This is a genomic window from Vibrio sp. QJM3NY_39 (assembly GCF_057785895.1).
In genome coordinates, this window is the sequence record NZ_CM173506.1 from 1,143,003 (window position 1) to 1,168,834 (window position 25,832).

The 25,832-nt window shown below is 44.0% G+C and carries 27 protein-coding genes; 13 read left to right on the forward strand and 14 right to left on the reverse strand.

All coding sequences use genetic code 11. From position 1 onward, the window contains the following. Nucleotides 1-132 precede the first annotated feature (132 nt). On the reverse strand, nucleotides 133-1,161 hold the full coding sequence (gene pyrC, locus AC3CHU_RS20975; RefSeq protein WP_488525589.1) for a dihydroorotase: 1,029 nt from the start codon (nucleotides 1,159-1,161) through the stop codon (nucleotides 133-135). A 192-nt stretch (nucleotides 1,162-1,353) separates the two neighbouring features. Continuing rightward, nucleotides 1,354-1,512, reverse strand: coding sequence for a YqaE/Pmp3 family membrane protein (locus AC3CHU_RS20980; protein ID WP_017059962.1), 159 nt, complete (start codon nucleotides 1,510-1,512; stop codon nucleotides 1,354-1,356). 217 nt (nucleotides 1,513-1,729) lie between these two features. Between AC3CHU_RS20980 and AC3CHU_RS20985 the strand changes: the two genes are divergently transcribed. Next, nucleotides 1,730-3,586 (forward strand): MOSC N-terminal beta barrel domain-containing protein, encoded by a 1,857-nt coding sequence (locus tag AC3CHU_RS20985; protein ID WP_488525590.1) that lies wholly within the window; start codon nucleotides 1,730-1,732, stop codon nucleotides 3,584-3,586. A 99-nt stretch (nucleotides 3,587-3,685) separates the two neighbouring features. On the opposite strand, the gene nadE is transcribed toward AC3CHU_RS20985, so the two are convergent. Continuing rightward, nucleotides 3,686-4,516: an NAD(+) synthase gene (gene nadE / locus AC3CHU_RS20990; protein WP_488525591.1), complete on the reverse strand. Its 831-nt coding sequence runs from the start codon at nucleotides 4,514-4,516 to the stop codon at nucleotides 3,686-3,688. A gap of 109 nt (nucleotides 4,517-4,625) precedes the next feature. Here nadE and AC3CHU_RS20995 point away from each other — a divergent pair, with 109 nt between their 5' ends. Both AC3CHU_RS20995 and AC3CHU_RS21000 read left to right on the forward strand, forming a co-directional pair. Next, nucleotides 4,626-5,147 carry a nicotinate-nicotinamide nucleotide adenylyltransferase gene (locus tag AC3CHU_RS20995; RefSeq protein WP_488525592.1) on the forward strand — a complete coding sequence of 174 codons (522 nt, stop codon included), beginning with the start codon at nucleotides 4,626-4,628 and terminating at the stop codon, nucleotides 5,145-5,147. Between the two features lie 22 nt (nucleotides 5,148-5,169). Continuing rightward, nucleotides 5,170-5,658 carry a hypothetical protein gene (locus AC3CHU_RS21000; protein ID WP_428783779.1) on the forward strand — a complete coding sequence of 163 codons (489 nt, stop codon included), beginning with the start codon at nucleotides 5,170-5,172 and terminating at the stop codon, nucleotides 5,656-5,658. 114 nt (nucleotides 5,659-5,772) lie between these two features. Here the strand turns inward: AC3CHU_RS21000 and AC3CHU_RS21005 are convergent, their stop codons facing one another. After that, nucleotides 5,773-6,399, reverse strand: a complete 627-nt coding sequence (locus AC3CHU_RS21005; protein WP_017077381.1) for a hypothetical protein — start codon at nucleotides 6,397-6,399, stop codon at nucleotides 5,773-5,775. A gap of 175 nt (nucleotides 6,400-6,574) precedes the next feature. Here AC3CHU_RS21005 and AC3CHU_RS21010 point away from each other — a divergent pair, with 175 nt between their 5' ends. Then, nucleotides 6,575-7,681 carry a 1-acyl-sn-glycerol-3-phosphate acyltransferase gene (locus AC3CHU_RS21010; protein ID WP_488525593.1) on the forward strand — a complete coding sequence of 369 codons (1,107 nt, stop codon included), beginning with the start codon at nucleotides 6,575-6,577 and terminating at the stop codon, nucleotides 7,679-7,681. 173 nt (nucleotides 7,682-7,854) lie between these two features. Here the strand turns inward: AC3CHU_RS21010 and AC3CHU_RS21015 are convergent, their stop codons facing one another. Continuing rightward, entirely contained in the window at nucleotides 7,855-8,454 is a 600-nt protein-coding gene (locus tag AC3CHU_RS21015) for a hypothetical protein (protein ID WP_065206991.1), read from the reverse strand. A 101-nt stretch (nucleotides 8,455-8,555) separates the two neighbouring features. Between AC3CHU_RS21015 and AC3CHU_RS21020 the strand changes: the two genes are divergently transcribed. After that, complete coding sequence (locus tag AC3CHU_RS21020; protein WP_065206992.1) at nucleotides 8,556-8,855, forward strand: DUF1496 domain-containing protein; 300 nt, start codon at nucleotides 8,556-8,558, stop codon at nucleotides 8,853-8,855. A 39-nt stretch (nucleotides 8,856-8,894) separates the two neighbouring features. Here AC3CHU_RS21020 and AC3CHU_RS21025 read toward each other — a convergent pair whose 3' ends face one another. After that, nucleotides 8,895-9,194, reverse strand: coding sequence for a YfcZ/YiiS family protein (locus tag AC3CHU_RS21025; RefSeq protein WP_065206993.1), 300 nt, complete (start codon nucleotides 9,192-9,194; stop codon nucleotides 8,895-8,897). A 530-nt stretch (nucleotides 9,195-9,724) separates the two neighbouring features. Between AC3CHU_RS21025 and AC3CHU_RS21030 the strand changes: the two genes are divergently transcribed. Then, entirely contained in the window at nucleotides 9,725-10,186 is a 462-nt protein-coding gene (locus AC3CHU_RS21030; protein ID WP_004731875.1) for a TetR/AcrR family transcriptional regulator, read from the forward strand. Nucleotides 10,187-10,581: 395 nt separating this feature from the next. Here AC3CHU_RS21030 and AC3CHU_RS21035 read toward each other — a convergent pair whose 3' ends face one another. The 6 genes from AC3CHU_RS21035 to AC3CHU_RS21060 all read right to left on the reverse strand — a co-directional run bounded on the left by AC3CHU_RS21035 (nucleotide 10,582) and on the right by AC3CHU_RS21060 (nucleotide 15,497). Then, nucleotides 10,582-11,364: a heme ABC transporter ATP-binding protein gene (locus tag AC3CHU_RS21035; protein WP_102535297.1), complete on the reverse strand. Its 783-nt coding sequence runs from the start codon at nucleotides 11,362-11,364 to the stop codon at nucleotides 10,582-10,584. Continuing rightward, complete coding sequence (locus tag AC3CHU_RS21040; RefSeq protein WP_108118021.1) at nucleotides 11,364-12,401, reverse strand: FecCD family ABC transporter permease; 1,038 nt, start codon at nucleotides 12,399-12,401, stop codon at nucleotides 11,364-11,366. The genes AC3CHU_RS21035 and AC3CHU_RS21040 overlap by 1 nt, the downstream gene beginning before the upstream one ends. Nucleotides 12,402-12,527: 126 nt before the next feature. Beyond that, complete coding sequence (locus tag AC3CHU_RS21045) at nucleotides 12,528-13,418, reverse strand: heme/hemin ABC transporter substrate-binding protein (RefSeq protein ID WP_488525594.1); 891 nt, start codon at nucleotides 13,416-13,418, stop codon at nucleotides 12,528-12,530. Between the two features lie 149 nt (nucleotides 13,419-13,567). After that, entirely contained in the window at nucleotides 13,568-13,981 is a 414-nt protein-coding gene (locus AC3CHU_RS21050) for an ExbD/TolR family protein (protein WP_017077389.1), read from the reverse strand. After that, nucleotides 13,978-14,679, reverse strand: a complete 702-nt coding sequence (locus AC3CHU_RS21055) for a MotA/TolQ/ExbB proton channel family protein (RefSeq protein WP_488525595.1) — start codon at nucleotides 14,677-14,679, stop codon at nucleotides 13,978-13,980. The genes AC3CHU_RS21050 and AC3CHU_RS21055 overlap by 4 nt, the downstream gene beginning before the upstream one ends. 2 nt (nucleotides 14,680-14,681) lie before the next feature. Further along, a complete protein-coding gene (locus tag AC3CHU_RS21060; protein ID WP_010431223.1) occupies nucleotides 14,682-15,497 on the reverse strand; it encodes an energy transducer TonB in 816 nt (271 codons plus the stop codon). Between the two features lie 160 nt (nucleotides 15,498-15,657). On the opposite strand from AC3CHU_RS21060, the gene hutW reads away from it, so the two are divergent. The 5 genes from hutW to AC3CHU_RS21085 all read left to right on the forward strand — a co-directional run bounded on the left by hutW (nucleotide 15,658) and on the right by AC3CHU_RS21085 (nucleotide 20,273). Then, entirely contained in the window at nucleotides 15,658-17,067 is a 1,410-nt protein-coding gene (gene hutW, locus AC3CHU_RS21065; RefSeq protein ID WP_488525596.1) for a heme anaerobic degradation radical SAM methyltransferase ChuW/HutW, read from the forward strand. Between the two features lie 58 nt (nucleotides 17,068-17,125). Next, entirely contained in the window at nucleotides 17,126-17,647 is a 522-nt protein-coding gene (hutX, locus tag AC3CHU_RS21070) for a heme utilization cystosolic carrier protein HutX (protein ID WP_076666926.1), read from the forward strand. 141 nt (nucleotides 17,648-17,788) lie between these two features. Next, nucleotides 17,789-18,352 (forward strand): heme utilization protein HutZ, encoded by a 564-nt coding sequence (gene hutZ / locus AC3CHU_RS21075; protein WP_488525597.1) that lies wholly within the window; start codon nucleotides 17,789-17,791, stop codon nucleotides 18,350-18,352. Nucleotides 18,353-18,398: 46 nt separating this feature from the next. Then, nucleotides 18,399-19,592, forward strand: coding sequence for an ISL3 family transposase (locus AC3CHU_RS21080; protein WP_488524348.1), 1,194 nt, complete (start codon nucleotides 18,399-18,401; stop codon nucleotides 19,590-19,592). A gap of 138 nt (nucleotides 19,593-19,730) precedes the next feature. After that, complete coding sequence (locus AC3CHU_RS21085; RefSeq protein WP_488525598.1) at nucleotides 19,731-20,273, forward strand: ATP:cob(I)alamin adenosyltransferase; 543 nt, start codon at nucleotides 19,731-19,733, stop codon at nucleotides 20,271-20,273. 93 nt (nucleotides 20,274-20,366) lie between these two features. On the opposite strand, the gene AC3CHU_RS21090 is transcribed toward AC3CHU_RS21085, so the two are convergent. Then, nucleotides 20,367-21,281 carry a chemotaxis protein gene (locus AC3CHU_RS21090; RefSeq protein ID WP_146456463.1) on the reverse strand — a complete coding sequence of 305 codons (915 nt, stop codon included), beginning with the start codon at nucleotides 21,279-21,281 and terminating at the stop codon, nucleotides 20,367-20,369. A gap of 282 nt (nucleotides 21,282-21,563) precedes the next feature. Between AC3CHU_RS21090 and ppiC the strand changes: the two genes are divergently transcribed. Beyond that, nucleotides 21,564-21,842 carry a peptidylprolyl isomerase PpiC gene (gene ppiC, locus AC3CHU_RS21095; protein WP_004731852.1) on the forward strand — a complete coding sequence of 93 codons (279 nt, stop codon included), beginning with the start codon at nucleotides 21,564-21,566 and terminating at the stop codon, nucleotides 21,840-21,842. 283 nt (nucleotides 21,843-22,125) lie between these two features. Continuing rightward, nucleotides 22,126-23,532: an alpha-amylase family glycosyl hydrolase gene (locus AC3CHU_RS21100; protein WP_146456461.1), complete on the forward strand. Its 1,407-nt coding sequence runs from the start codon at nucleotides 22,126-22,128 to the stop codon at nucleotides 23,530-23,532. Between the two features lie 125 nt (nucleotides 23,533-23,657). On the opposite strand, the gene AC3CHU_RS21105 is transcribed toward AC3CHU_RS21100, so the two are convergent. Continuing rightward, nucleotides 23,658-25,529, reverse strand: a complete 1,872-nt coding sequence (locus AC3CHU_RS21105) for a methyl-accepting chemotaxis protein (RefSeq protein WP_114634832.1) — start codon at nucleotides 25,527-25,529, stop codon at nucleotides 23,658-23,660. Nucleotides 25,530-25,832 lie beyond the last annotated feature (303 nt).

Genomic DNA, 25,832 nt, shown 5'->3' on the forward strand with positions numbered 1-25,832 from the left:
AATTACTTCTTTGAATAAGACCGTTTTTGATCGAAACAAAAAAGGGTCACCATAATTATTATGGTGACCCTTTTCACTAAATGGAGGGTGTTTATTTAACAGCCCAAGCGCTTATTTTTACCGACTAGGCGTTTATTTTACCGACCAAGCAATCGTCTCGCCGCCACGGATTGGCACAACGATGTCTGAACCGAAAGGCATCGTTTCAGCAACATTCCACTCTTCTTTAACGAGCGTGATAGTGTCTGAGTTACGTGGCATACCGTAGAAGTCTGGGCCATTGTGGCTTGCAAACGCTTCTAGGTTCTCAATCTTGCCTTCTAAATCGAATACTTCAGCGTACAGTTCAACCGCAGCGTGTGCTGTGTAAGAACCTGCACAACCACAAGCTGACTCTTTGGCGCCCTTTGCGTGTGGCGCAGAGTCTGTACCCAAGAAGAATTTTTTGCTGCCGCTGGTTGCAGCTTCGATAAGCGCCAATTGGTGCGTGTTGCGCTTAAGGATTGGTAGGCAGTAGAAATGTGGCTTAATGCCGCCAACCAACATGTGGTTGCGGTTATAAAGCAAGTGGTGAGCTGTAATGGTTGCCGCTACGTTCTCGTTAGCGTTCTTAACGAAAGTCGCGGCATCTGCAGTCGTGATGTGCTCTAGAACGATCTTCAAGTTAGGGAAGTCGTTAACAATCGGTGCTAGAACTGTGTCTAGGAACTGCTTTTCACGGTCAAAGATATCAACATCGTGAGCCGTTACTTCACCATGAACAAGCAGCAACATACCCACTTCTTGCATGGCTTCTAATACGTGGTAAATCTTTTGAGCAGAAGTTACGCCAGAATCAGAGTTTGTCGTCGCGCCAGCAGGGTAAAGCTTGGCCGCTACAACAGCGCCAGACTCTTTCGCTTTACGAATTTCATCAGGAGTTGTGTTGTCTGTTAGGTAAAGTGCCATTAGAGGCTGGAATTGTTCACTTGGCTGCTCTGCCATGATGCGTTCACGGTAAGCAAGCGCCATTTCGGTATCGGTTACCGGTGGGATGGTGTTTGGCATGATTAACGCTCGACCATTGTAGCGGCTGATATCGCGCACTGTATCTTTTAATACGTCGCCATCGCGTAGATGAACGTGCCAGTCGTCAGGACGAGTAATCGTAAGTTGTGTCATTGAAGGCTCCCACCATTTGAAGTGTTATGTAGTTGGAGCCTAAACTCAGCGAAATCTGTGAAAGCAATCGCTTACGTTTAGGCGACAGGATGATAGTGGAAAAGTACTTTCATTTCATCCTATTTTTAACTCTTCAGGGCTAGGAGCTTGTTTTTCTGAGTATTTTATCCGGTATTTATTTTCGGATATGGGTTAACGAGTCGCCACCCACAGACCATGGATCATTCCTGGAACCCAGAAGAAGAAGGTAAGAATGATATTAATCACCAGATCTTTACCTGCACCACGAGCGAAGAACACACCAACAGGCGGAAGCAGTACACATAAAATGATAATGACGAGTTTGTTCATGATAAATCCTTTTTATTCAATGAAAGTTCAATGCAGTAATCGTGTTCAAAGTATAGAACGTATGGAGAGTGTTACTGCATTGCTGCCTTAATGTATCAAAATAGACAGCTAAACATCTCAAGATAATAGCTTAGTATCAAGTGTTTAATGCCTGCCAGTTTATCTATTTATAACCATTTGTTAGCATTGGGACAAATAACAAAACATTGGAATCGTTATGTCGCAGCTACCGTCAGATCAAAAGGCTTCACAGCAAGTGCCTTCTCTATCTCAAATCAATGTATTTCCGGTTAAGTCAGTGGGCGGGATTGCGCTCTCTTCTGCTTGGGTCGAAAAACAAGGCCTTACTTTCGACAGACGCTTTATGTTGGCGTTGGCTGATGGCTCAATGGTGACGGCGCGTAAGTACCCTAAAATGGTCAAGGTATCTTCTAGCTTGCAACCAGATGGTTTGATCTTCACTTATGAAGCTAAAGAACCGCTGCGCTTAAAGTATGCGAGCTTCAAGATGCAAGAAGCGCCAGCAACGGTGTGGAAAGACAGCTTCACGGCATATACGACATGTGATGAAGCCGATGATTGGTTCAGTGATGTGTTGGGCGTGCGCGTTGAGCTACTGTTTTCTGGCGAGCAATCGAATCGTGTTCGTGAAAAGCTCGGTCACAATGTGAGCTTTGCCGACGGTTACCCAATGTTAGTGATCAGCCAAGCCTCTCTTGATGAACTCAATCGCCGCAGCCCTGAAGTTCATTCAATGGATCAGTTCCGCACTAACTTTGTTGTTTCAAATACAGAAGCCTTTGCCGAAGACGGTTGGAAGCGTATCCGAATTGGTGAAGTTGAATTCGAAGCGGTGAAGCCTTGTGAGCGCTGTATCCTAACGACAGTTGATGTTGAGAGCGGCGAATTCAGAGCGACAAAAGAGCCGCTTAATACCTTTTCATCATTCAGAGCTAATGAACGTGGTGGCGTTTTCTTTGGTCAGAACCTTGTGGCTAAAAATGAAGGCTTAGTCAAAGCCGGTGATGTTGTTGAAGTATTAGAAACTAAAGAAAAAGAGCACTACGAAGATACATGGGTAGAATCGCTACACTTAACTTGCGTTGAGCGTGAAGAGATCGCTCGAGACTTTACGACCTTTTGGTTAGAGCCTGCCAAAGAGAACCATTCATTGCCAAGTTATCAACCAGGACAACATCTACCGATTGAGATGGTGATTGATGGCGAGAAGGTGTCTCGTCGTTACACGTTATCTTCTAGCCCTTCACGAGCGGGTCGTTTGGCGATTTCAGTGAAGCGAGTGGACGATGGTCAAATCTCTAACTGGTTAAATGATCACTTCCAAGTGGGTGATACTTTGGTTGCTCAAAATCCAGATGGTGCGTTCTACTTAGAAGCAAATCCAACTCACCCGTTACTGCTTTTGTCTGCAGGCAGCGGTATTACGCCAATGCTGTCGATGCTGCGTTACTTGGCAGACCATGGTCAAATTGATGATGTGGTTTTCTATCATCAATGTAGCAGTGAAGAAGACATCCCTTATCAAGCTGAAATTGATAAGATCGCCAGTGAGCACGCGGGTCTTCGTGTGATTTATTCATTAAGCCAACCAACTAAAGAGTGGGATGGTTTATCTGGGCGTTTGAGCGTGTCGCATGTTGCTAAAGTTGAAGAACTACATAAGCGCCAAGCGTTCGTGTGTGGCCCTGATGGCTTTATGGATAATGCAAAGAAACTACTGATTCAAATGGGGCTTAATCCTCAGCATTACCACCAAGAAGCGTTTGGTGTAGCTCAGTCTACTGAAGAGGCGGTGAAGCAACTACAGTTAAGTGTGAACGGCTACCTGTTCGAAGGTAATAACCAATCCACTTTGCTAGAGCAAGCTGAGTCAGCGGGCGTGTCTATCGCTTCTAGTTGCCGTGCGGGTTTCTGTGGAGCGTGTAAAGTGACCCTTGAGTCAGGGCAAGTTCACCAACCAGATGTACCTGCGTTGCAAGATCATGAGCGTAACATGGGGCAGATACTGGCGTGTTGCAGTGTTCCGCAAACTGATATCGAAGTTGTGGATTAATAGCTCGCTAGATCATAAAGAAAAATGCATTAAATAGAAAAGGCCGGAAGTTCGTGAATGAGCTTCCGGCCTTTTTGATTCTGAGATTAACTCAAAAAATTAATCGTAAATCGTTGGGATAGGCTGACGCTTGTGCTGTGTTGCTTTGTAGATGCTTACTAAGCGATCTGATACGTCTTGAGAAACGGCTTTGCCTTCAAGGAAATCATCGATTTGATCGTAAGAAAGATTCAATGCTGCTTCATCGGCTTTCTGAGGGTCAAGCTCTTCTAGATCAGCGGTTGGTACTTTCTTAACAAGTTGCTCTGGAGCGCCTAGCGTTGCTGCAAGCTCACGAACTTGGCGTTTGTTCAAACCAAACAAAGGTGCTAAATCACATGCGCCGTCACCGTGCTTGGTGTAGAAGCCTGTAATGTTTTCCGCTGAGTGGTCAGTACCGATGACAAGGCCGCCAACGTAACCTGCGATCTCGTATTGCGCGATCATACGAGCACGTGCTTTTACATTCCCTTTCACAAAGTCGATTTTTGCAGAATCTGTTGGTAGCAATCCCGTGCCTTCTAGAGCTACGTGAGATGCTGCGTGGAGCCCATCAACACCGGCTTTAATGTTTACAGAAACGGATTGAGAAGGCTGAATGAAAGACAGAGCAAGCTGTGCTTCATCTTCATCTTTTTGCTCACCATAAGGCAGGCGAACGGCGATGAATTGGTAGTTGTCGCTACCAGCGCTTTCATTCAGGCTATTAATTGCCATTTGTGCTAAACGGCCACAGGTCGTTGAGTCTACACCGCCACTGATACCAAGGATCAGAGACTTGCAGCCTGACTGCTGAAGTTTAGTTTTGATAAAGTCCACACGGCGAGTCACTTCGAAGTGAGGGTCAATTGAAGGTAGTACGCGCATTTCGTCACGAATTAACTGTTCCATTCGTATTCCTTTCCTGCAAGCAAATTAAAAATCTAGTGTTATCATACCTAAATCATCCGATTTAAAAACCTCTTTGCACAAGCTTAGAAAGAGAAGGCAGTAATAAATAATGGAAAAAATAGCCATTTTCGGTAGTGCGTTTAATCCGCCGAGCTTAGGGCACAAAAGTGTGATTGATTCGTTGGCTCACTTTGACAGAATTCTACTTGTTCCCAGTATTGCCCATGCTTGGGGAAAAGAGATGCTAGACTTTGATACGAGATGTCAGTTAGTTAACGCATTTATTAGCGATCTTTCACTGGATCAAGTTGAGCTTTCTTTGATCGAAAAGAGCCTATTTACTCCAGGTGAAAGCGTCACGACTTATGCAGTGCTCAGTGAACTCCAAAAGTTACATCGTGACGCTGAACTGACGTTTGTTATTGGCCCAGATAACTTCTTTAAATTCTCATCTTTCTATAAATCCGATGAGATAACAGAGCAGTGGTCTGTGATGGCTTGCCCTGAAAAAGTAAAGATTCGTAGTACCGATATCCGCCTTGCTTTGCAAAATGGGAGCAATGTGGCGAAATTGAGTACAAAGTCAGTTACAAAGATATTGCAAGATAGTGGACTGTATACAATAATGTAGATTCACTAATTTCAGAGGTCTGATGACTATGCTAAAGCGCGCGATACCAGCGACGATGATCATTGCAGCATGCAGTATGCCTGCTCAAGCTGATTGTGATTTCTTTAGCTTAGATTCGATAATGCTGACTTCTGATGATGAAAACAGCTGCTTAGACTTCTCTTCGAGTATTGAGTCTTTTGGTCAACGCATGATGGAAATCAGCGGGCTAAGTGACGAAGAGCCTGAAGCTCCCGACTATTGGTCTGATTGGGTTATTCAGAGCAAAGATGCGCCTCTATTAACTCAAAGCCTTGAATCTAATTACGTTGGATTAGGTATGTGGTTCCCTGAAGATCTCGAAGATGATCAATATGATATGTCGACAGAGGAGTGGTTGATGAACCATGGTCTTCAATTGAGTATCGGTTTTGGTGAGAAAGTAGAAGGGCAACCGCGCATGCGATTTGATTACCGTTGGCATGACTCACGAGACGCTGACCTCATGATGCAGGTTGAATTGCCGTTCTAGACCGTTAGGTTATTAATCGATGCTAAGAATTAAAAAAGCCGCAAAAACTGAGTTTTTGCGGCTTTTTAGTATCTGGTTTTCTGCTTTCAATATTAACTATAACCTATCGCTAAGCTATAAATCTTCACCAAAAACAAGCATGCACAGCTGTTCAAACTCTTCTTCTTTTCCAGAGAACAAATCATCAATCACAAGTGCACGTTTCTGACCGGACTGCATTCGTTTCTTTGCCTCGCGCATTACCATCACCAAGGTGTGTTCTTGCGGTAGGTTCGAGTCATCGATGTTCCACTGATTGAATCGCTGAGACAAAGCACTTTCGCAAAGCAGTGGCTTAAATGCCAACACTTCTTGCTTGAGAACAGAAAGCATATCTTTAAACGCTTGCTCCGTATTATTGGCATTTGAAGCGCGAGCTTTGGTTAGCTCCAACTTTTCCAGTAACGCAGAAGAGAGGTTGGTTTGCGTGATGTATCCTGCTTGTCTCGGGAATGAGTCGGTTAAACGAACTGAGAAATCGACACGATTAACCTGGGTGTTTGGAAAGTAGGTCAGTGATGTTAGGCAGTCATATGGAATCCATACACTCTGGCCTGGCTCGACGGCATACTCTTGTTTACCCAGCTTTATCAAAACCAAGCCACTTTGAACCGATACAAGGCTATGTTTAAGTACTTTTTTGCGAGGTGTAATCACCAAGTGTGAAAAGTAAGCCGATGTATATTCAATAGCGAAGTTCATAGATAGTACCTTAATTTTGGGGCGTCAAGATTACCGTTAATTTTAAAGAATGCCAACAATAACAGGGTATTTTCAATGTTTCTGGTCTGACCTTGTCAAAAGTATGGGCTCTGTAGCTGCGAGAAGTCAAAACAACGCGTAGAATGAGCCAGCTTTTTATTATATGAATTAAAAAATGACCTCTCCAAGCGATCCATATGTTGATATTCGTCCTTACGGCGATGATGAAATTCCTGCGGCACTAAACCGTCTTATTAATGATGAAGAATTTATCAGTGCGATTCTGCACTACCGTTTTTCAAACCATGCGTCTTGGTTCAAAACGTTAATGAGTCCAATTCTACGCGTTTACTTAAAAATGAAGTGGAGCAAGTTGACCAGCGTTGAATCCATTCAGATTGAAGTTAAGAAATACTTGCGAGATACATTAGCGAAAACCACGAATGGTGTGACATACACAGGTGTAGAGTCACTGGACGCTAGTCAAGCTTACCTGTTTATTTCAAATCACCGTGATATTGCTATGGATCCAGCATTAGTTAATTACGCATTGCATCACAACAATCATCAAACTTGCCGAATTGCAATTGGTGACAACTTGTTGAAGAAACCATGTGCGACTGAACTGATGCGCCTTAATAAGAGCTTTATTGTAAAGCGTTCTTTGAAAGGGCCGCGTGAGATGATGAAAGCACTAGGGCAGTTGTCTTCGTACATCAAGCATTCTTTGGAAACGGGCAATTCTATCTGGATCGCTCAAAAAGAAGGCCGTGCAAAAGACGGCAATGATTTTACTGAGCCAGCAATCTTGAAGATGTTCCACGTTGAAGGTCGTAAGCAAAAAATCGCCTTCCCTGAATACGTGAAGTCGTTGAAGATCGTTCCTGTGTCTATTTCTTATGAAAACGATCCATGTGACATCGCGAAAGCGATCGAGCTTTTTGAAAAAGACGTAAACGGCAGTTACGAAAAGGGTGAATTTGAAGATATCGAAAGTATCATTCAAGGTATCATCGGCAATAAAGGACGTGTTCATGTTGGTTTCGGTCAGGTTATCGACCAAGATTTTGATACGCCTGAAGCGCTTGCTCAAGAGATCGACCGCCAGATCCACGACAACTACAAACTGTTTCCAGTAAATTTGCTGGCAGCGGGAAAAGAAGACGAGTCGATTACAGCAACGGTTAAGCAGGAGTTTGAAGATAAACTATCTGGCTTGCCACAAGGTGCTCGTCAGTACTTAATCGACAGCTATGCGAATCCAGTGAAGAACATTGGTTAACGAGCGTTAGTTAGCTTGTTAGCTGAGTAGTAACTTGATTGAATTGAAAAAGGAGCCTTGGGCTCCTTTTTTGTTTCTGAATTACTACTTGCTGCTGCATTAGAGTTTTAGAGCAATAGAGCAATAGAGCAATAGAGCAATAGAGCAATAGAGCATTAGAGCTTTAGGCTAAATTAGCGAGCGACAGCGCCACCGAGCTCTAGGCTGGTCGGCCACGTGGTAATCGTGTTACCACCGAGGTAGATATTACCTTTGACTGTCATGGTGTCAGGAAATGTTGTAATCCCAGAACCGCCTATATATAAATCGCCATCAATCACTATCCCGTTTGGTAGCTCTGTCAAAGGCGTACGAATCACGCTCAGGTCGCCTTTCACTCTAAAGCCATTGGGTAGCCTCTGGAGGGGAGTATCCGTGAGGTTAATAAATCCGCCCACTCTCACACCTCGTGGCCAACTGGTAATCTGACTACCAATCAAGTCGGCATAGCCTTTTATCTTTACTCCCGAGGGAACCCGCGTGAGTTGGCTGTTACCGCCTTTAAGACTCCCGTTTACTTCCAACCCTTTGGGTAGGCGGGTAATCGCAGTGTTCTCAATATTGAGGTTGCCATCAACGATTAACCCTGTTGGCAGTGATGTGTATGGCTTATTTCGTAAATATAAGTTTCCGTAATTATCCAGATGGTTCAATATTTGATACTGATCGAGTGGTTCAGCAGTCACATTTGTTATGGTTAAGGAACCAATAATAAGTGCAATTATTCGGAGCATAACAAGCTTCTTATTACGATAGACGTTAACACTATAAAGAAAAAATTATTCTCGCATAGTGTTTTACTCATTTGTTGGTAGGTAGAAAGGAATAAGAGACAATGAAAGGTAAATTTTCGGTTCGAATAAAGCATCAAATTCTAAAATGCGTTGTGATTCTGACCTCTGCGTTTTGTTCAATATCAGTAAGTGCTAATAAAATAATATCAACGCCTGCAAAAACGGCAGTGGTTGTCACTCAGAGTACTTCACAGCAACGAGTTTGTTATTACAATGATAAGGCATATAGTGTTGGTGCTATCGTTGAGGTCTCCGGTGTTGTGATTAAATGTGCGGCTGAAAATGACTTTGAGACCAATGGTGCTCTAGGTTGGGTTGAAATAATAAAAAAAGACGAGTAATAAACTCGTCTTTTAATTTTATGAGTGTAAGTGCTTATATTAACGCGCTAGAGAGCGAGTCTTAAGTTCGAAAATAATTTTCTCAGCGCTTACTTCAAATTTAAAGCGTGCGTGCAATTCTGTGCTGTCTTCAGTCATCTCTGATGCTTCAAATTCAACATTGCTAGACACTTGCTTTGCTAACTCAACGTACTTAGCTAATTCAGTTTCAATAAGGGCTTTAGAGTTGCCGTAAACCGTTACCTCAGCAACCTCGTCGCCTTCTTTAATGATGAAGCCAATTTCACCTGCGCAACCGCAAGCCTCACATACATCGTTGTTACCAATATCTTGGCTCATAAATAATCCTCTTACAAAGTCTGAGGTTATTCTAACGAGCAATTAGAACTGTATCTACAAAAATTAAAACCTTTGAACTAATTTATACTGGTATGCTATGTTGTTTGTTAAGGTGTTTAATGAATATCTACATTCGCGCCGATAAATATGTATGTGATTTACCTCACGTTTTGTTGAAAAGGAATGTTATTAATTTGTCAGAATATCATTCACTTAGTTGCGTCAGGAATGATTTTATAAGACTATCTATCGCTTGATAGGTATTTATACAATGAATTTTTCGTTGGGTATTTCATATTCTAAGTCGTTATTTAAAATTATCGACTTAGGATTGTAAGGTGATTTTCGAAGAATAATTAGACAAAGTGTCCAAAGAGACATCACTGTAAAATTGTTCGTACATAGTATTTGTGTGCATTTAGTTCTAAATACTTGCGAAAAAACATCTTGCTCACATAATGCTGATAACGATTTTCATTCTGACTTCATTTGATTGAGTTAGATGGATTTACAAAGAGAAGAGCCTGAATATGCCAAAGCGTAGTAAAGAAGATACAGAAATCACGATCCAGAAGATCATGGATGCCGTTGTGGACCAGCTATTGAGATTGGGTTACGACAAGATGTCATACACGACATTGAGTCAACAAACAGGCGTTTCTCGTACAGGTATTAGTCATCACTTTCCTAAGAAAACGGATTTTACTGCTGCTTTAGACGGTCGTATTTTCAAGATGTTTATGGAACACATTGACTTTGAAAATGGCCTTGACGCATTTTCAGCTAGCTGGGTTGCAGCACTTGAAGACGCTGAGTTCCTAGCAATTTTACGTTTACTTTTCCATCATATCGTTACTGCTGAGAGCGCTCATGAGTTCGCTGCAAACGGTATTGACCGTCTATACAAGCTGACTGAAACTCAGTTTGGTGATACTAGCGGTAAAGAACTAGAGTGGTTGATTGGTAAGTCATTGATTCGCATGAGTCAGTAATCAACACACGATAAAAGAAGCTCCTACGGGGGCTTTTTTTGTGTCTGCAATTTCTCTTTCTCTTTCTCTTTCTCTCTCGAACTCATATCGCTTCTGCTATCTTGCTTTGTGCCAAATGAAGTTATTTCTTTTATTTTTATATGCTTACGCTCGAGTCTTACATTCAACCTCAATTGCGAAAAGCTTAGCAACACTAACTGATTATGTTTATTTCTAGAGCCTCAAACGCTCTGGGTGAGCCGTTTGAGAGCTTATTGCTATGGTTACTAACAAAATTGAGTTTAAGGCGAGAGAGAGGCTGTGAGCCAATAAAAAGCCTCGACTAAATCGAGGCTTTGAATGGTGTCGGCGTTAGAAGGAACGAATACTTTAAGTGCGCCAGTTTTTGATTGCGTTTATTGTGCGGGATGAACCTGAGGGAAGCTCATGGTTGGGTGTTTTTCGACGATACTTTTGTATCCGTATACGTCTTCAATCATTGACGGCTTTAGCGCCTCCCAAGGACTTCCATCGCAAACTAAGTGTCCATCTTTCAATACCACTAATCGGTCGGAATATTGAGCGGCTAAATTTAGGTCATGCAACACCACGATAACCGCGGCATTGTGGTTGTCGGCGAGATCTCTCGCGATCTTTAAGGTGTTGTGCTGGTGGGCAAGATCCAGTGCTGATGTGGGTTCATCAAGCATCAAGATACATTGGTCACCAGAATAGTGAAGCTGGGTTAGCACTCGAGCCAAGTGAACACGCTGTTTTTCACCGCCGGATAGCGAAGGGTAGAGCCTTTCACTCAGGTGAGTCACATCGGCAACATCCATTTTTTGACTAGCGATGTTGGTGAGGTTCTTGTTGGACTCTTGCAGAGGAATACCACCAAGCTCGACAACTTCATGTGCCAAAAATGGGAAGGTCAACGTACTGTGCTGAGGTAGCATAGCCAGATGCTTCGCCAATTTTTGAGAAGGCCACTTGTCTTTGGTGTGTCCAAAATATTGGATATCGCCGTTGCTTGATATCTCTTGGCACAAGGCTTTAAGTAACGTGCTTTTCCCTGCGCCATTTGGCCCAAGCAGTGTGGTTACCTTTCCAGCCTCAATCTCAATAGAAACGCCATCTAATATCACTTTGCTGCCGAACTTCACTTCGATATCGGTCGCTTTTAACGCTGAAGGAAACATTAAAGGATTCTCCCTTTCTGTTGAAATAGAAGGTACAAGAAGAATGGAGCGCCGATAATCGCGGTAACAATGCCCACAGGTAATTCTGCTGGTGCCAGTACCACACGAGAGAACATGTCTGCGGCTGTTAGCAGTAGTGCGCCTAGTACTGCTGACAATGGCAAAAGAACTCGGTGATCTGGGCCTGCCAACATACGACCTAAATGAGGGATAACGAGCCCGATGAATCCGATCATGCCAGACAGGCTCACTGTGATACCAACGCCTGCGGCTGTCAGTAGAATGAGCTTTCGTTTGAGTTTTTGTACTGGAATGCCAAGGTGTTGCGCTTCTGACTCACCTAAGAGCAGGGCATTCAGTGACATCGCTTGACGGTAAAAAACAATAAACAGTGCTACGAGCGTAACCGCAGCAAGTAAAATGCCTGACCACTTCGCTCCAGCTAGTGAGCCCATCGACCATAATGAAAGATCACGCAGCATTTGGTCATCAGCGATGAAGTTCAAGAACCCAATACCAGCGCCAGAGAGCGCGCTGATCGCCACACCAGCTAACAACATGATAGTGACTGAAGTACCGAATTTTCCCGTACCTAGCTTATAAACCAGTAGCGTGGTTAAGGCTCCGCCTAAAAAGGCAAATATAGGTACAGCTGCAAAGTTCATGAAAGCGGGGTATTGCAGTGAAAGCTCAGAGAAAAGCACGATGGCTAATGCGGCACCCAATGAGGCTCCGGCAGACACGCCGATGATTCCTGGCTCGGCAAGTGGGTTGCGGAATAGCCCCTGCATAACCGCACCACATAACGCGAGAATCGCGCCGATTAGCATGCACAAAATAGTTCTAGGTAAGCGAATCTCTTGAATCACTAAATTGATGTGTGGGGCTAAATCATTGTTTGGTTGGAGTAAGCTCGCTGCACTGTCAGCTAAGCTAATGTTCATTGGCCCAACGGTAATTGAGAACAGTGCGACGAAGACTAGGGTAGCCCCTAGGCCTAACATCGATGTTTTCAGTGGGACGGAGCGTAGCAACATAAAGGGCCTCAATGTCCATCGCTAGCTTCAATATCCATCACCAACATTGCGGAAAAGCGGGTTGGTAATGGAAACTGAGCTAGCAACAGTAAGAATAGGGTGGTCTAGTTATAGCGGGTAGATAAGTTATAACGGATAGATAAGAGCGTTTAATCGCTTGGCTTCTGAAAGGCTTTCGAGGCCAAGTCCGCCGACTAATGCACAGCCTTTTACGGTAATGATTTGTTTGTTCATGCCAGCAGGAGTCGCTGCTAACATAGGCAGCGATTTAAGAATGGCGTCAGCGCCGCCCATTTTTTGGTAGCTGCGGCCACTCACCAAGATGACATCAGGCTGCATTTCAACGAGTGATTCCATCGATAGTGGTTTGTATGACGTCAGGCTTTTAGCCGCAGGGTTTACACCGCCAGCCAATTCAATGATCGCGTTTGGTGACGTTTCACCGCCAGCAACGTTCGCCGGGCGACCTTCATGCAATAATAAGAACAGAACTTTCTTCGCTTCGTTGTTGGGTACTTGGTTTGCTTTTAGTGCCGCAATCTTCTTATTTACTTCAGCTTTGACTTGCTGTGAGTGAGCTTCGGTGTGGGTAATTTTTGCGATTTGGTCGATACGCTTTAATAACCCCTCAACGTTTGCTTCGGTATTGACGATCTCGACATCGACACCAGCAGATTTCAATTGAGAAATCGCGTTGTCAGGTCCCATTTCATCTGAGCCAATTAGTGTCGTTGGCTCTAAAGCAATCAAGCCTTCTGCTGAAAGGTTTCGGTGGTAACCAATCTTCGGCAGATTCTCTGCTTGAGGGAAATGGCTGGTCACATCAATTGCCACTAACTGCTCTTCAGCGCCTAATGCCAAGACCAATTCAGTAACGGCACTACCCGCACTGATGATTCGAGGTTGTTCTACGTCATTGGCCATTGCCGTTGGCGCAGTCAATACCAAGCTCATTGCAGCTACTGAAAGGAGATGTCTCTTGGTCGTTAATATATTGAGCACGTTTAAGTTGTTCATAATCATTTCTTTATATTATCTACTTGTTTCGCGAAGATTCTCAGTGAGCAGTCCGTTCGCATTGTGAGTTCGTATCGATAGAGAAGTTTAGCTCTGCTTCTTTGGTGTTAGTCATCAAGAGCCAAACTTCATGAAAATAGAGAGTTGTTCTAGCCATCTTCAGTGAGCAATTGAGTCGCTGGTATTCCGTTCTCTTGAAGGAAAGACAGCAACTTCACTAGGTTCTCAACGTTGGCGGCTTTATCTGCACCAATGATGATCGGCTTCTTGTCTGATGTGCCTGTTTCTTCTAGCAATGCAATCTTGAAGTTTTCCCAGTCGATGTACTCTTGGCCGTTAATCGCCCAGTAGGGTTCGTGATCTAAGATATTGACGCTAATCGAATCTTTATGAACTTCAGAAACGTTCTTAATATCAGAGCTCGGCAGTTCGACTTCTAATGACTCCAACTTCACCGATGCTGTTAGCAGCAGGAAAACCATCACGATAAAAATGATGTCGAGCAGCGGTGTTAAGTCCGGAGCTAAACTTTGTGTTTGAGATGAGTGGGGCGTTTTAATCATGCTTGTCTCGCATCACCGACAGCGACTTTGTTTAATGATGAATCTTTAGATTCGTCAGACTGATTAGTTTGAATCGACATGCCTTCTAACCACACATTCACATAATTCAAAGTATGTTCTAGCTGCGCCAAAACCCTATCGGCCCAAAGCCCAAGTAGTTGAGACCCTGATATTGCAGGCAGTGCAATCATCAAACCTGCAGCTGTGGTTCTCATTGCTAAGCCAAGGCCGTCAGCTAGATCATTTGGTGTGATACTTCCGGTGGTAGCAGCTACACCTTTGAACATCTCGATAAGACCAAGCACCGTACCAAGCAAGCCAATTAGTGGACTGATCACGCCGATTAAACCAAGCAGCCTTAAACCTGCGTGCAGCTGGTGGCGTTTTTCTTGTAGCCAGATGCCTGCTGCACCTTCACGTAGTCCTTTCGAAAAAGAGTGGTGAGCAAGCAACATCGACACACCCTTGTACAGTAGCGGTCGTTTACCAGAAATAGATTGTGCTAATGCTTCGATCTCTTTGCTGTTAGTTGGTGATATTTGATTGAGCTCGCGACGAATGGCGCGTTTGCCAACACCAATGCTTAACATCACTTGGAAGACACGTTCAGCGATGATCATTGCGGTTAATGCTGAACATATAAGAAGAGGCCAAGTCATTAAGCCAAGTTGATCTTGTAAGTAACTGATTTGTTGCATGATTAATCCAACCTAAAACGAACAGGTATTTGTACACGGTGAGCAATCGCTCGACCATTGACAGTGTGAGGTGAGAATTTCCATTGTTTAATGGCGTCTAAAGCGGCGTTGTCGAGCATTAGTGCGCCTGATGAATTTACTAATGCTTGTTTAATCTGTTTGCCTTCAGCGTCTAACCAGACCTCATAAGTTGCGACACCTTCAACCCCACGACGTCTAGCTTGGCGCGGGTAATTCGGTGGTGTCGGGCGTGAAGAAAAAGAGGGCTTAGTGACTAGCACAGGCTCTTGGTTTGATACGCCTTGGTTTACTTCCTGAGGTTGGTTGGCAGACTCAGCCAGATTTCTATCGACTTTCTTGTCGGCCAGTTTTTCTGGTTGAGGCGTTGGTTTGGACTTTGGTTCTGGGCGTTCTTTCTTAACGACCTTTTTCTGACTCACTGGTTTCTTTTGAATTGGCTTCTTCTCGACTCTCTTTTCAACAACCTTTTTCTCTACTTTCTTGGGTTGAGGCTTATTGGTGATCGCTTTTTTCTTTGGCGTCGGTTTGGCTTGTTTTGGCTCAACGGCCTTGGGTTCGACAGGTTTAGGTTCAGCTTGTGAGACTGTTTCTTTGATTGGTTCTGGTTCAACCGGCTCTGTGATGGTTTTTTGTTGAGCCGGGGAAGGCGTGTTCTTAGGCGTGAAATTGATCGATACCGTGTTCGATTGGCTACCTGCAGGCATCGCGAATACTTTGGATTCTTGAGCGACAAATAATAGCGCTGCATGAATCACTAACGATGCACCGCCTGCAATAACATATCTAGGAACGTTCACACTCAATCCTTTACCAAATCCAAAATCTGTATCGGATTATTGCCTAGAATCTAAATAAGATCAATTATCAATTGCATTATCATTTGCGTCTATTTATGATTATTTCAGTTTTAGCGAATAGTATTCCAGACTTTGCTATGTAAGTGTTTAGAGAGATTATATGAGTCTTAATATCTATAAGTATGACGAATCAATCTTGGGTGTTTCTAGCCCTGATCCGCTTCGTTTTGCGTTTGCTAAAAAGCATTCTGCCCATGCCGGAGGAAGTTCAATTCCGGTCGACCCCAGTAAGAAGTTAGAACTCTTTGACGAACTGATGCTGAGTGAAGGGAAAAATCAGGATAAGCGTTGCTTGTATATCCACATTCCTTTTTGTCGCGTGCGCTGTACGTTCTGCAATTTCTTCCAAAATGCCGCAAGCCGTAAATTAGTGGATGAGTATTTCGATGCACTGATGGTCGAGCTAAAGCAGAAAGCCAAAACACCTTGGGCTCAGTCTGGACTATTTCACGCTGTCTATATTGGTGGCGGAACACCCACCGATTTGTCACCTCAACAAGTTGAGCAGCTTGGTAAAGCCATTCGTCAATATTTCCCACTAGCAAACGATGTGGAAATGACCTTGGAAGGACGCATCAATCGCTTTGGCGACGAGATGTTTGATCGTGCGCTTGAAGGTGGCTTCAATCGTTTCTCATTCGGTATTCAAAGTTTCAATACTCAAGTTCGACGCAGTGCTAAGCGCTTGGATGACCGAGAAGTGGTGTTGGAACGTATCAGTTCACTGAGCCGCACTGAACAAGCTCCGATCGTTCTTGATTTGTTATACGGATTACCGCACCAGTCTATGGAAGTGTTCCAACAAGATTTAGAAGACTACATGTCTACTGGCGCACACGGCATTGACCTCTACCAACTGATCGTTTCGGGCAATGCTCCTATGCTTAATCTCGTTGAGAAAGGAAAAATCCCACCACCGGCCAATACGCCAGATAAAGCGAGCATGTACTTGGCGGGTGTCGAGTTCATGGCAAAAAATAAGGTCAAGCAACTGAGCGTGAATCACTGGACTCGTGATAATCGCGAACGCAGCATTTACAACAGCTTAGCGAAAACCTACGCCGAAGTTTTACCTATTGGTTGTGGCGCTGGTGGCAACATTGGTGGCCACGGTGTGATGCAGCATCGAACTTTAGACAGCTACATGGAGTCTATAAAGCAAGGTCAATTACCTATTGCCATGATGACCAAGCAAAGCTCATTAGAGCCTATCTTCTCAACATTAAAGGCAGGTTTTGATTCTGGTGTTGTTAGAAGAAGTACGTTACCGACCTTTATGGGGCAAGACACGTTCGATTATCTGAAGCCTCTGTTCTCACATTGGGAGAAGAATGGTTTGGTTGAGCTTTCGGAAGATTATCTGACCCTCACTATTGCTGGCAGCTTCTGGGCAGTAAGCCTGGCTCAGAGTGTGCTTCAAATGCTTAACGCTGAATATCAGGCTATGCACCCAGCACCGAAAGCGTCAGGTTCAGGCGTTCACCCGCATGCAAGTTTGAAGCACGCTTAATATCGAATTTTTAGTTTATAACTTACGTAAATTACTCGTTTATACGGACACATATTCAATGACAGATACAACATTAGAAATGACAGAAACTCTAGAACAACGTGTCGCACGCATTCTAGAAGAAGAACCAAAACTGCTTCCTACTGCGATTGCTGAGAAGCTAGGCGTTTCAGAAGTTGAAGTAGTCGCTGCTTTTCCAAACGACATGGCGGTGATGTTAGATGGCAGCCGTGCCCAAGAGATCCTAGAAGGTTTAGTGGGTTGGGGCCCAGTGACCACAATTATGCATTCATTCGGCTCAATCTTCGAAGTAAAGGCGCCGTTCCCTAAAGGCAAAGTAGCACGTGGTTACTACAACTTAATGGGCAAAGAAGGCGAGCTTCATGGTCACCTGAAACTCGACAACATCAAACACGTTGGTTTGGTGAGCAAGGCGTTCATGGGCCGTGAAAGTCATTACTTCGGTTTCTTTAGTGAAACTGGCGAGAACATTTTTAAGATCTACCTAGGCCGCAATGAAAAGCGTGAGCTTATTGCCGACCAAGTAGAACGCTTCAAAGCACTAAAAGAACAAGCTTAAGAATAATTAACGGCAAGCTTAAATAAGGTTGCCTACTCGCTTAAACAGTACATCAATGCTCGAGGATCGTTTAGTTCGCTAATGATCGCTCAACCTCGGGCAAAAATAATAAATCAGAGAAAGTGAAGAAAGGAATTACCCATGGAACAGCAAGTAAAACAAGAACGTCTACAAGGTCGCCTAGGTCCAGAAATCAAAGAGTTTCGCCAAGAGCGCCGTACCCTTCAACTTGCAACGGTTGATGAAGAAGGTCGCCCGAACGTAAGTTACGCACCTTTCGTTCAGAACCAAGAAGGTTACTTTGTTCTCATTTCTGATATTGCTCGTCACGCTCGTAACTTGAAGGCTAATCCTCAAGTGTCTTTGATGATGATTGAAGATGAAGAGAGCTCGAAGCAGCTTTACGCACGCAAGCGTCTAACGTTTGATGCTCAAGCTAGTGTTGTTGAGCGTGAAACGGAACTTTGGACTCAAGTGATCGGCCAGATGCAAGAACGCTTTGGTGAAATCATTGATGGTCTTAGCCAACTTCAAGACTTCTCTCTGTTCAACCTTAAAGCAGAGAACGGTCTGTTTGTGAAAGGCTTTGGTCAGGCATACCAAGTGTCTGGCGACGATTTGGTGGATTTCGTTCACCTGCAAGAAGGCCATAAAAAGGTTCATCGCGGATTAGCGGGAACTAAAAACAAAAACGGTAGTAAGTGATATGGTTTAGTCGCCAAACAAAAATCATACACAAACTACCGTTTCTATGCCGAATCATACTTTCCTATCTTCATTCTGGGAAGGCTTTCAAATAGTAAAGTCTCTCCAGACAGCATCACTTATTACCCTGACTCTTAAACCTAGCTCTGAGGCTAAATGCCTTTGTGGTCTTGAGGCCGAGGCTATCCATGAGTATCAATGGCGTCACGTAAAGGATGCCATGTTGCTCGGTGTGCCTGTTGAACTTTCCGTTCAAACTCGAAGGATTAAGTGTCGTGACTGCGGCATAAAAACAGAATCTCTCTCTTGGTTAGAGCCTTATGCTCGTATAACAAAGCGCCTAAAAAGCTATATAGAACAACTGCTACCCCTGCTTCCCATTAAGCATATATCCCAAATTACGGGCGTTCATTGGCACACCATTAAAGAAATAGATAAACGCCGACTTCGACAAGTGGTGCCGCCAGTGAAATGGGGTGAGCTAAAGCAGCTCGTGATGGATGAGTTCGCCATCTTTAAAGGGCATCGATATGCCACCGTCATCGCTGATGCGAAGACTCATCAAGTCATTTGGGTTGGATTAGGCCGCAGCCGCAAGGACATACGGCCGTTCTTCGAGCAGCTAGGCGAGAATGGGGTAAATATCGAAGCAGTAGCGATGGACATGAATACGGCTTTTGACCTTGAAGTTCAAGCGCACTGCCCGAACGCAAAAATCGTTTACGACTTATTCCATGTTGTTGCTAAGTTCGGTCGCGAGGTGATGGATAGAGTCAGAGTCGACCAAGCCAACAAACTCAAGCAAGATAAAAAAGCGAGGCAATGGGTGAAGCGCTCACGGTGGGTACTGCTGAAAAATAGAGGCAACTTAAATACACGTCAAGATAGCTATCTTACTGAAATATTGAATATCAATAAGGACTTAATGACCACTTATATACTCGGAGCCCAACTCAAAGAGCTTTGGTATTGTGAATCCGAAGGGCACGCGAAGGGGCTCTGGGACACGTGGTGGGAACAAGTGCAAGAGAGTGGAATTAAGCCATTGAAAGAGTTCGCACGAAAACTGAGTCCTTATCTTCACGGCATTATCGCATCGGCAAGTTATCCGTTGAACACCTGCACACTGGAAGGGATAAACAACAAGATAAAGTTAATCAAGCGAATGGGGTATGGGTATCGAGATACAGACTACTTCTTCTTGAAGATAAAAGCGGCTTTCCCCGGAAAGCCGCGATGAACCATAAAAAAGTGTCTAACGAATAAGCTCGTTTAACCGATTTCTTTAGGAGCCCTCCAATGTGAGGGCTTTTTTATGTCTAAATCAAAGAGTTTGGTATATTGGCGTCTGATTATATTTATGTGTAAGGATCGGTACGTGAAACCAGTAAGTCGAGATTGGGACGAGTTCTGCTACCCGTTTATTTATGAAGACAGTCCTATCTGTGATTTTGAGATTTTATCGGATGAACTTTGTTGCCGAGTTGGATTAGTATTGTCTTTAGACCTAGAGCCTCAGGTTCGTGAGATCCTGCAACGCTTGCAGCCAAACATCTACCATTTGAATGGCTCTGTGCGCGGTAAGCTTGCCATCACCGAATCTGAATTGGTCGAGCTCAAGCAAGATTATCACTGTATCCGTGAGCAGCTAGAAGGCGGTTTCAAAGGGTTTGTTTTGCCCGGTGGGCACCGAGTGTCCAGCGAGCTTCACTTGTGTCGCTGTCAGGCTAAAAAAGTCGTGCGAGCATTGGTGAGTATTGAGCATCATGAAAGCAAAAAATCGCCGGACCCGATTCTTTTTAAATACGCTAACTTAGTCGCGAACACACTCTATGCATTGGCGTCTTTTACCAATCATGTCAATGAGGTAGAGGAAGTGGAATTTGTGAGTAAGAGCTATTCTATGCCAAAGAAATCTTAAGGAAGAGTTCTACATTGATTCATCTCTAATCCTAAAAAAGCTAAGAAGCTAAACCATTAAGCATGATGCTAGGTTTAGCTTCCAAAATAGCGTCTAAGCAGCCGTAGATGCTTCGTTTAAGACTTTTGCGCCGCGTAGCATGGCTTCGATTAATTCGCCCGCATTGAACTTCTCAAGTGCTTCATGTGCACCTACCTGATTGGCTCGGTCGACACAGATTTCACTGGACAGTGAGGTATGCAAAATACAGTAGGCATGACTCAGTGCGCTGTCATTTTGTACTTCAAACGCAAGCTCATAGCCATCGAGTCCAGGCATCTCAATATCACTCACGAGTAGATCAATTGCTGTACCTTTTGCGGCCTCGCCTCGCATCAGGTCAATAGCATCTAAGCCGTTATTACAAATGCTGTAAGGGATGTTGATACTGTCCAAGGCATCAGATAGCTGTTTCCTCGCGATTAAAGAGTCATCAACCAATAAGATATTCAGCGCTTTGAGACGCTCCCTTTCTACATCGGTCAGCATTGGAATATGCGCGTTTTCATAAGCCGGGTAGATTTTAGAAAGTAATAACTCCACGTCGAGCATTTGAACGATACGATCTTCAAAACGCGTAATACCAGTCACAAATACATTGCGACCCACACTGGCGGGTGGCGATTCAATGCTTTTCCAATCACATTCAATGATTTTATCAATCGAACGAACCAAAAATGCCACTACTGTTCTTAAACAATCGGTGACGATGAGCACACAATCTTGGTATTCAGAGGGTGTTATCGGTCGAAAGCCAATCGCTGCAGACATATCAATGACTGGAACGGTAAGATCGCGGATGGTCACCGTACCAATCACGTGATGATGGGAGTATGGGATTTGAGTCATCGGCTGAAAAGGCACTATTTCTCTTACCTTAAGCGTGCCAATCGCAAAACTTTGAGTAAGGGATAATTTGAACATCAACATTCCCTGTGACTGACTCGCTTTACTGATCGGTTTGGCCATAGTGGCTCCTACTTAATACGCGCTTAATTTATAAGGATTAATTTAAAGGGAAACAGGGATGTCGGCAAGTCACTATACGGTTTTTAGGGGTTTTAAGGCAGTTGTTTTCGGTTATAGAGTGAAGATTGGCAGTTCTTGGGTTAAAATCACGCTAAACGCGCGCTGTCGATGGTTTTATGTCGACAAGTCGTTAGCGATAAACAGAATTACAACAGTCAGTTCATTAACGATGCTCTAAGCAACCATCGTGAGTAAACTGACCGCAACACACTGAGAATTATCATGGCAAGAACAGCAGCAGCGCTTCATATTTTGGTGAAGCACAAAGAAGTAGCAGAAGACATCATCAAGCAGCTTAAAAAAGGTGCTAAGTTTCAAACGCTAGCGAAGAAGCATTCAACGTGCCCATCTGGTAAAAAGGGCGGAGACCTAGGCGAGTTCAAAAAAGGTCAAATGGTGCCTCAGTTTGACAAGGTTTGTTTCTCTGGCGAGACGCTAGTACCACACCTTGTTAAAACAAAATTTGGCTGGCACGTAGTGAAGGTTCTTTACAGAACTTAGTCATAAATATGTGTTAGATTGAATAAAAGGAGCGTATGTACGCTCCTTTTTTGTCACTTTTTTGTGCATTTTAAAGCACTATGGTTGAGTGTTCATCCCAGACGTTATGCGATAATTGGCACTACGCCCTTAACTATCCGCCGTGACTAATCGGTGGGAGGAGGAGGGTTTTTAATGAGTAACTCATATAATAAATACCATTCTTAAGGAAATTTATGCAGCTTTGCCTTTTAGCCTTTGTATTTATCTAGAAAGCTGTAAACAAGTTTGGTAGGAGAACAACATGGATAGTTCAGCTATGTTAAGCAACCCAGCGACAGATGTGATTTTGCATGCCTTTGACTGGTGCTACGCTGACGTAATGAAGAACGCCCCACTGATCCAAGAGTTGGGTTATAAATCTGTTTTAGTATCACCGGCAATGAAGTCGTTACGCGGACCTAAAGGTTGCGACCGTGATTCTGGCACCCAATGGTGGCAGCGCTATCAACCACAAGATTATCGTGTGATTGATAATCAGCTTGGTGACACGCAAGATTTCACTGCGATGGTGAACACGTTAAAGCAATACGGGCTTCGTACCTATGTGGACGTCGTGTTTAACCACATGGCCAATGAGTCGGGTATCCGTGGCGATTTAACGTATCCAAATCAGCAAGATATGGCGTCTTATCAAGAAGATGCTGACTATTACGAATCCATACGTTTGTTTGGCGATCTTTCTAAGCCTTTATTTGATGAAAACGACTTTGTTGAAGCGTTTGGTATCAAAAACTGGAAAGACACTTGGGAAGTGCAGAACGGACGTATTACCGGTGGAGTTAGTGACCCTGGCTTGCCAACGCTGTTAGACAACGACAATGTGGTCGCGCAGCAGAGAGCTTACCTAAAAGCCTTAAAAGAGATTGGCGTGAAAGGGTTTCGCATAGACGCAGCAAAACACATGACACTGTCACATCTACGCAAGGTGTGGACTGATGATATTTGCGAAGAAATGCACATCTTTGGCGAGATCATTACTGATGGTGGTGCGACCAAAGAAGAGTATGAGTTGTTCCTTGAGCCTTACCTCAAACACACTCGCTTAGGTGCTTACGATTTCCCTCTGTTCAATACTATCTTCAAATCCTTTGAAGAGCAGGGCAGCTTTAAATCTCTGATCAACCCTTACTGTTTTGGTCAGGCGTTATCGAATATGCGAGCAATCACTTTTGCCGTCACTCATGATATTCCAAATAATGAAGTATTTTTGGATCACGTAATGGGTGAAGTTGACGAGCGATTAGCTCATGCCTTTATTCTTGGTCGAGACGGCGGTGTGCCGCTTGTTTACAGTGAGCTAAGTACCAGTGGCATTCTGGATCAGAACGGTCAGCCTCGTTGGCTTAACGATTGGCAAGCGCCTTACATGAAAAACATGATTCAGTTTCATAACCATGTTCATGGCGAAGCGATGCGTGTGGTTGAGGCAAATGATGATTTGCTGGTGTTTGTCCGTGGAGACAAAGGCATTGTGGTGATCAACAAGTCGAAGCGAAGTAAAACGGCATCACTGGCTTGGACTGGTACAGTAACGGACTTATTGTCTGGTGCAGTGTTTGATTGTGTCGATAAGACGCTAACCATTCAGGTTGAATCTAATCAGTGCATGATGCTGACGACCAATGAGTTCGAACCTGTGATGAGTTAAGTCTGATCGGTCAGAAAGGAAATATCGAAAAGAAAGCCCCGCTTACTGGCAATCAGTAAGCGGGGCTTTTTATTTGAATCTGTTTATTAGTAACTAAACAGAGTGTTAGCTCAACGGTAAGACGGTTAAACCGTAAACTTGTTCAATAGCTCGTCTTGTTGGCGAACATTGTCAGTTTGTACCTGCATTGCCGTGTTTGCTTCTTGAGCCGCGTTGGATACTTGTGTTGAAAGGTCTTTGATCTTAACTGTGTTGTTGTTGATCTCTTCCGCTACTAAGCTCTGCTCTTCTGCTGCTGAAGCAATTTGAATATTCATATCAGAGATACGCTGAATCGCGTCACGGATGCGGTCAAGTGAAGAGTTTGCTTGCTGAGCGCGTTCAACGGCGTCAGTGGCTGTGTCTTTACTTTGGTTCATCGCGTTCGATACTGAGCTTGCACCCGCTTGGAGTTGCTCAATCATGTTGCGGATTTCAGTGGTCGATTCTTGAGTACGTTGCGCCAGAGTTCGAACTTCGTCGGCTACGACTGCGAAACCACGACCAGATTCACCAGCACGTGCCGCTTCAATCGCTGCGTTCAATGCGAGTAGGTTAGTTTGGTCTGCAATATCGTTGATTACTTTAAGAATCGTTTCGATGTTGGCTGTCGCTGATTCCAGTACTTGTACTTCTGCAACCGCTTGGTCGATACGTGCTGAAAGGTTATCAATGGCTTGAGTGGTATCACTGACTACAGATGTACCGTCTAGCGTTGCTTCGTCAGCTTCACGAGCCGCTGCTGCTGCGCCTTGAGCGTTGTTCGCGACTTCTGTTGCAGTCACTGCCATCTCGTTCATTGCAGTCGCTAATTGCTCAAGCTCTTGCAGTTGGGTATTCATCGCGTTTGCTGATTCGCCTGCACCTTTAACCGTGATTTCAGTACCACGCTTAATCTCAACACCAATCGCTTTTGATTGAATGATTTGGTTTTGCAGGTTTTCAGTAAAGGTATTGAAACCTTTTGCTAGGTCAGAGAACTCTTTGTCTGTGTTGGTGTCTAGTCGTTTGGTTAAGTCACCTTGACCGCTCGCCACATCTTGAATTGCTTGGTTAAGCACATCAAGTGGACGCATTAACACACGGATCAGAACAGTCAGTGCAATGATGCTGAGAATAACGGCAATCAAAGAGTAGATCATTGAGCTGTTTTTCAAGTCTTCAACGGTTTGGAACGCGATCTCTTCATCAAGGATTGCGCCAATGTACCAATCTTCACTTGGGATGTGGGTGAAGTTCACTAGGAACATTTTTCCGTCGACTTCAATTTCTTGAGAGCCTTCACGAATGCTTGCTTGTGGCATGTAGCTTGAAAGCGTTTCACCGTTGTTTTTCGCATTCGGGTGAGCAATCGTTGTGCCGTCAGCAGTGACTAGGAATAGGTAGCCGGCATCAAACAAGTTCACTTGGTTTACCAATGTCGCAAGGTTGGTCAATTCTAGATCGTAGAACATACCTGCCGTGAAGCGGCCGCTGTCTTTAACTGGCGTACCCACAGAGATGATGACTTTCTTACTTGATGCATCCACATAAGGAGCGGTAACCACTAAACTGTTTTTGGATTTAGCATCAATGTACCAAGGGCGGATTCTTGGGTCGTAATCTGGACCGGCTTCCCAACCGTCATCATTCTCAATGACGAAACCGTTTGCTTCATAACCAAAGCCAACCGCTAGGAAGCTGTTTTTAAGCTTTGGTTTTTCTAGGATTTCTTTTACGTAAGTACGATCTTGAGGGTTAATCTCGATGACTTCAGTCGTCGATTGAGCCAACGCTTTCTTGGCGTTCATTTCTGATACGACTGTATTTTTTACGCCAGAGACCATCTCTTTTAGGCTCGCATTGACGTGGTTTTCTACAGCACTTCTTACGGTGTAAAGTTGTTGTATTGAAAGCAATGATACTGTCACTAGCAGCAAGGCTGATGATGCAGCAACCACCTTATGGCTAAATTTCATTGAGTGTTCCCCTTCTCACAGGCTTTGCGAAGTCTAAAGTTAATCGTGTTTTTCTAATTATATATATCGACGAGATTGAAATTTACTTGAATGTAATTTCACAAAATAGACTACAAAAATACAACAACCTAAACAATACAAAATTCACTAAATCATATATTTTTTACTTTTAGCATTTGGTTCAATGAGTTGAAGATACACGCGAGCCTAGAGCCTACTGGTATTGATAATTTATTAATTAGACGTTTATGTGTGTGATTTTCTATTCTAAGACGAGAAGGAAGGTAAACAGATATGAAATTA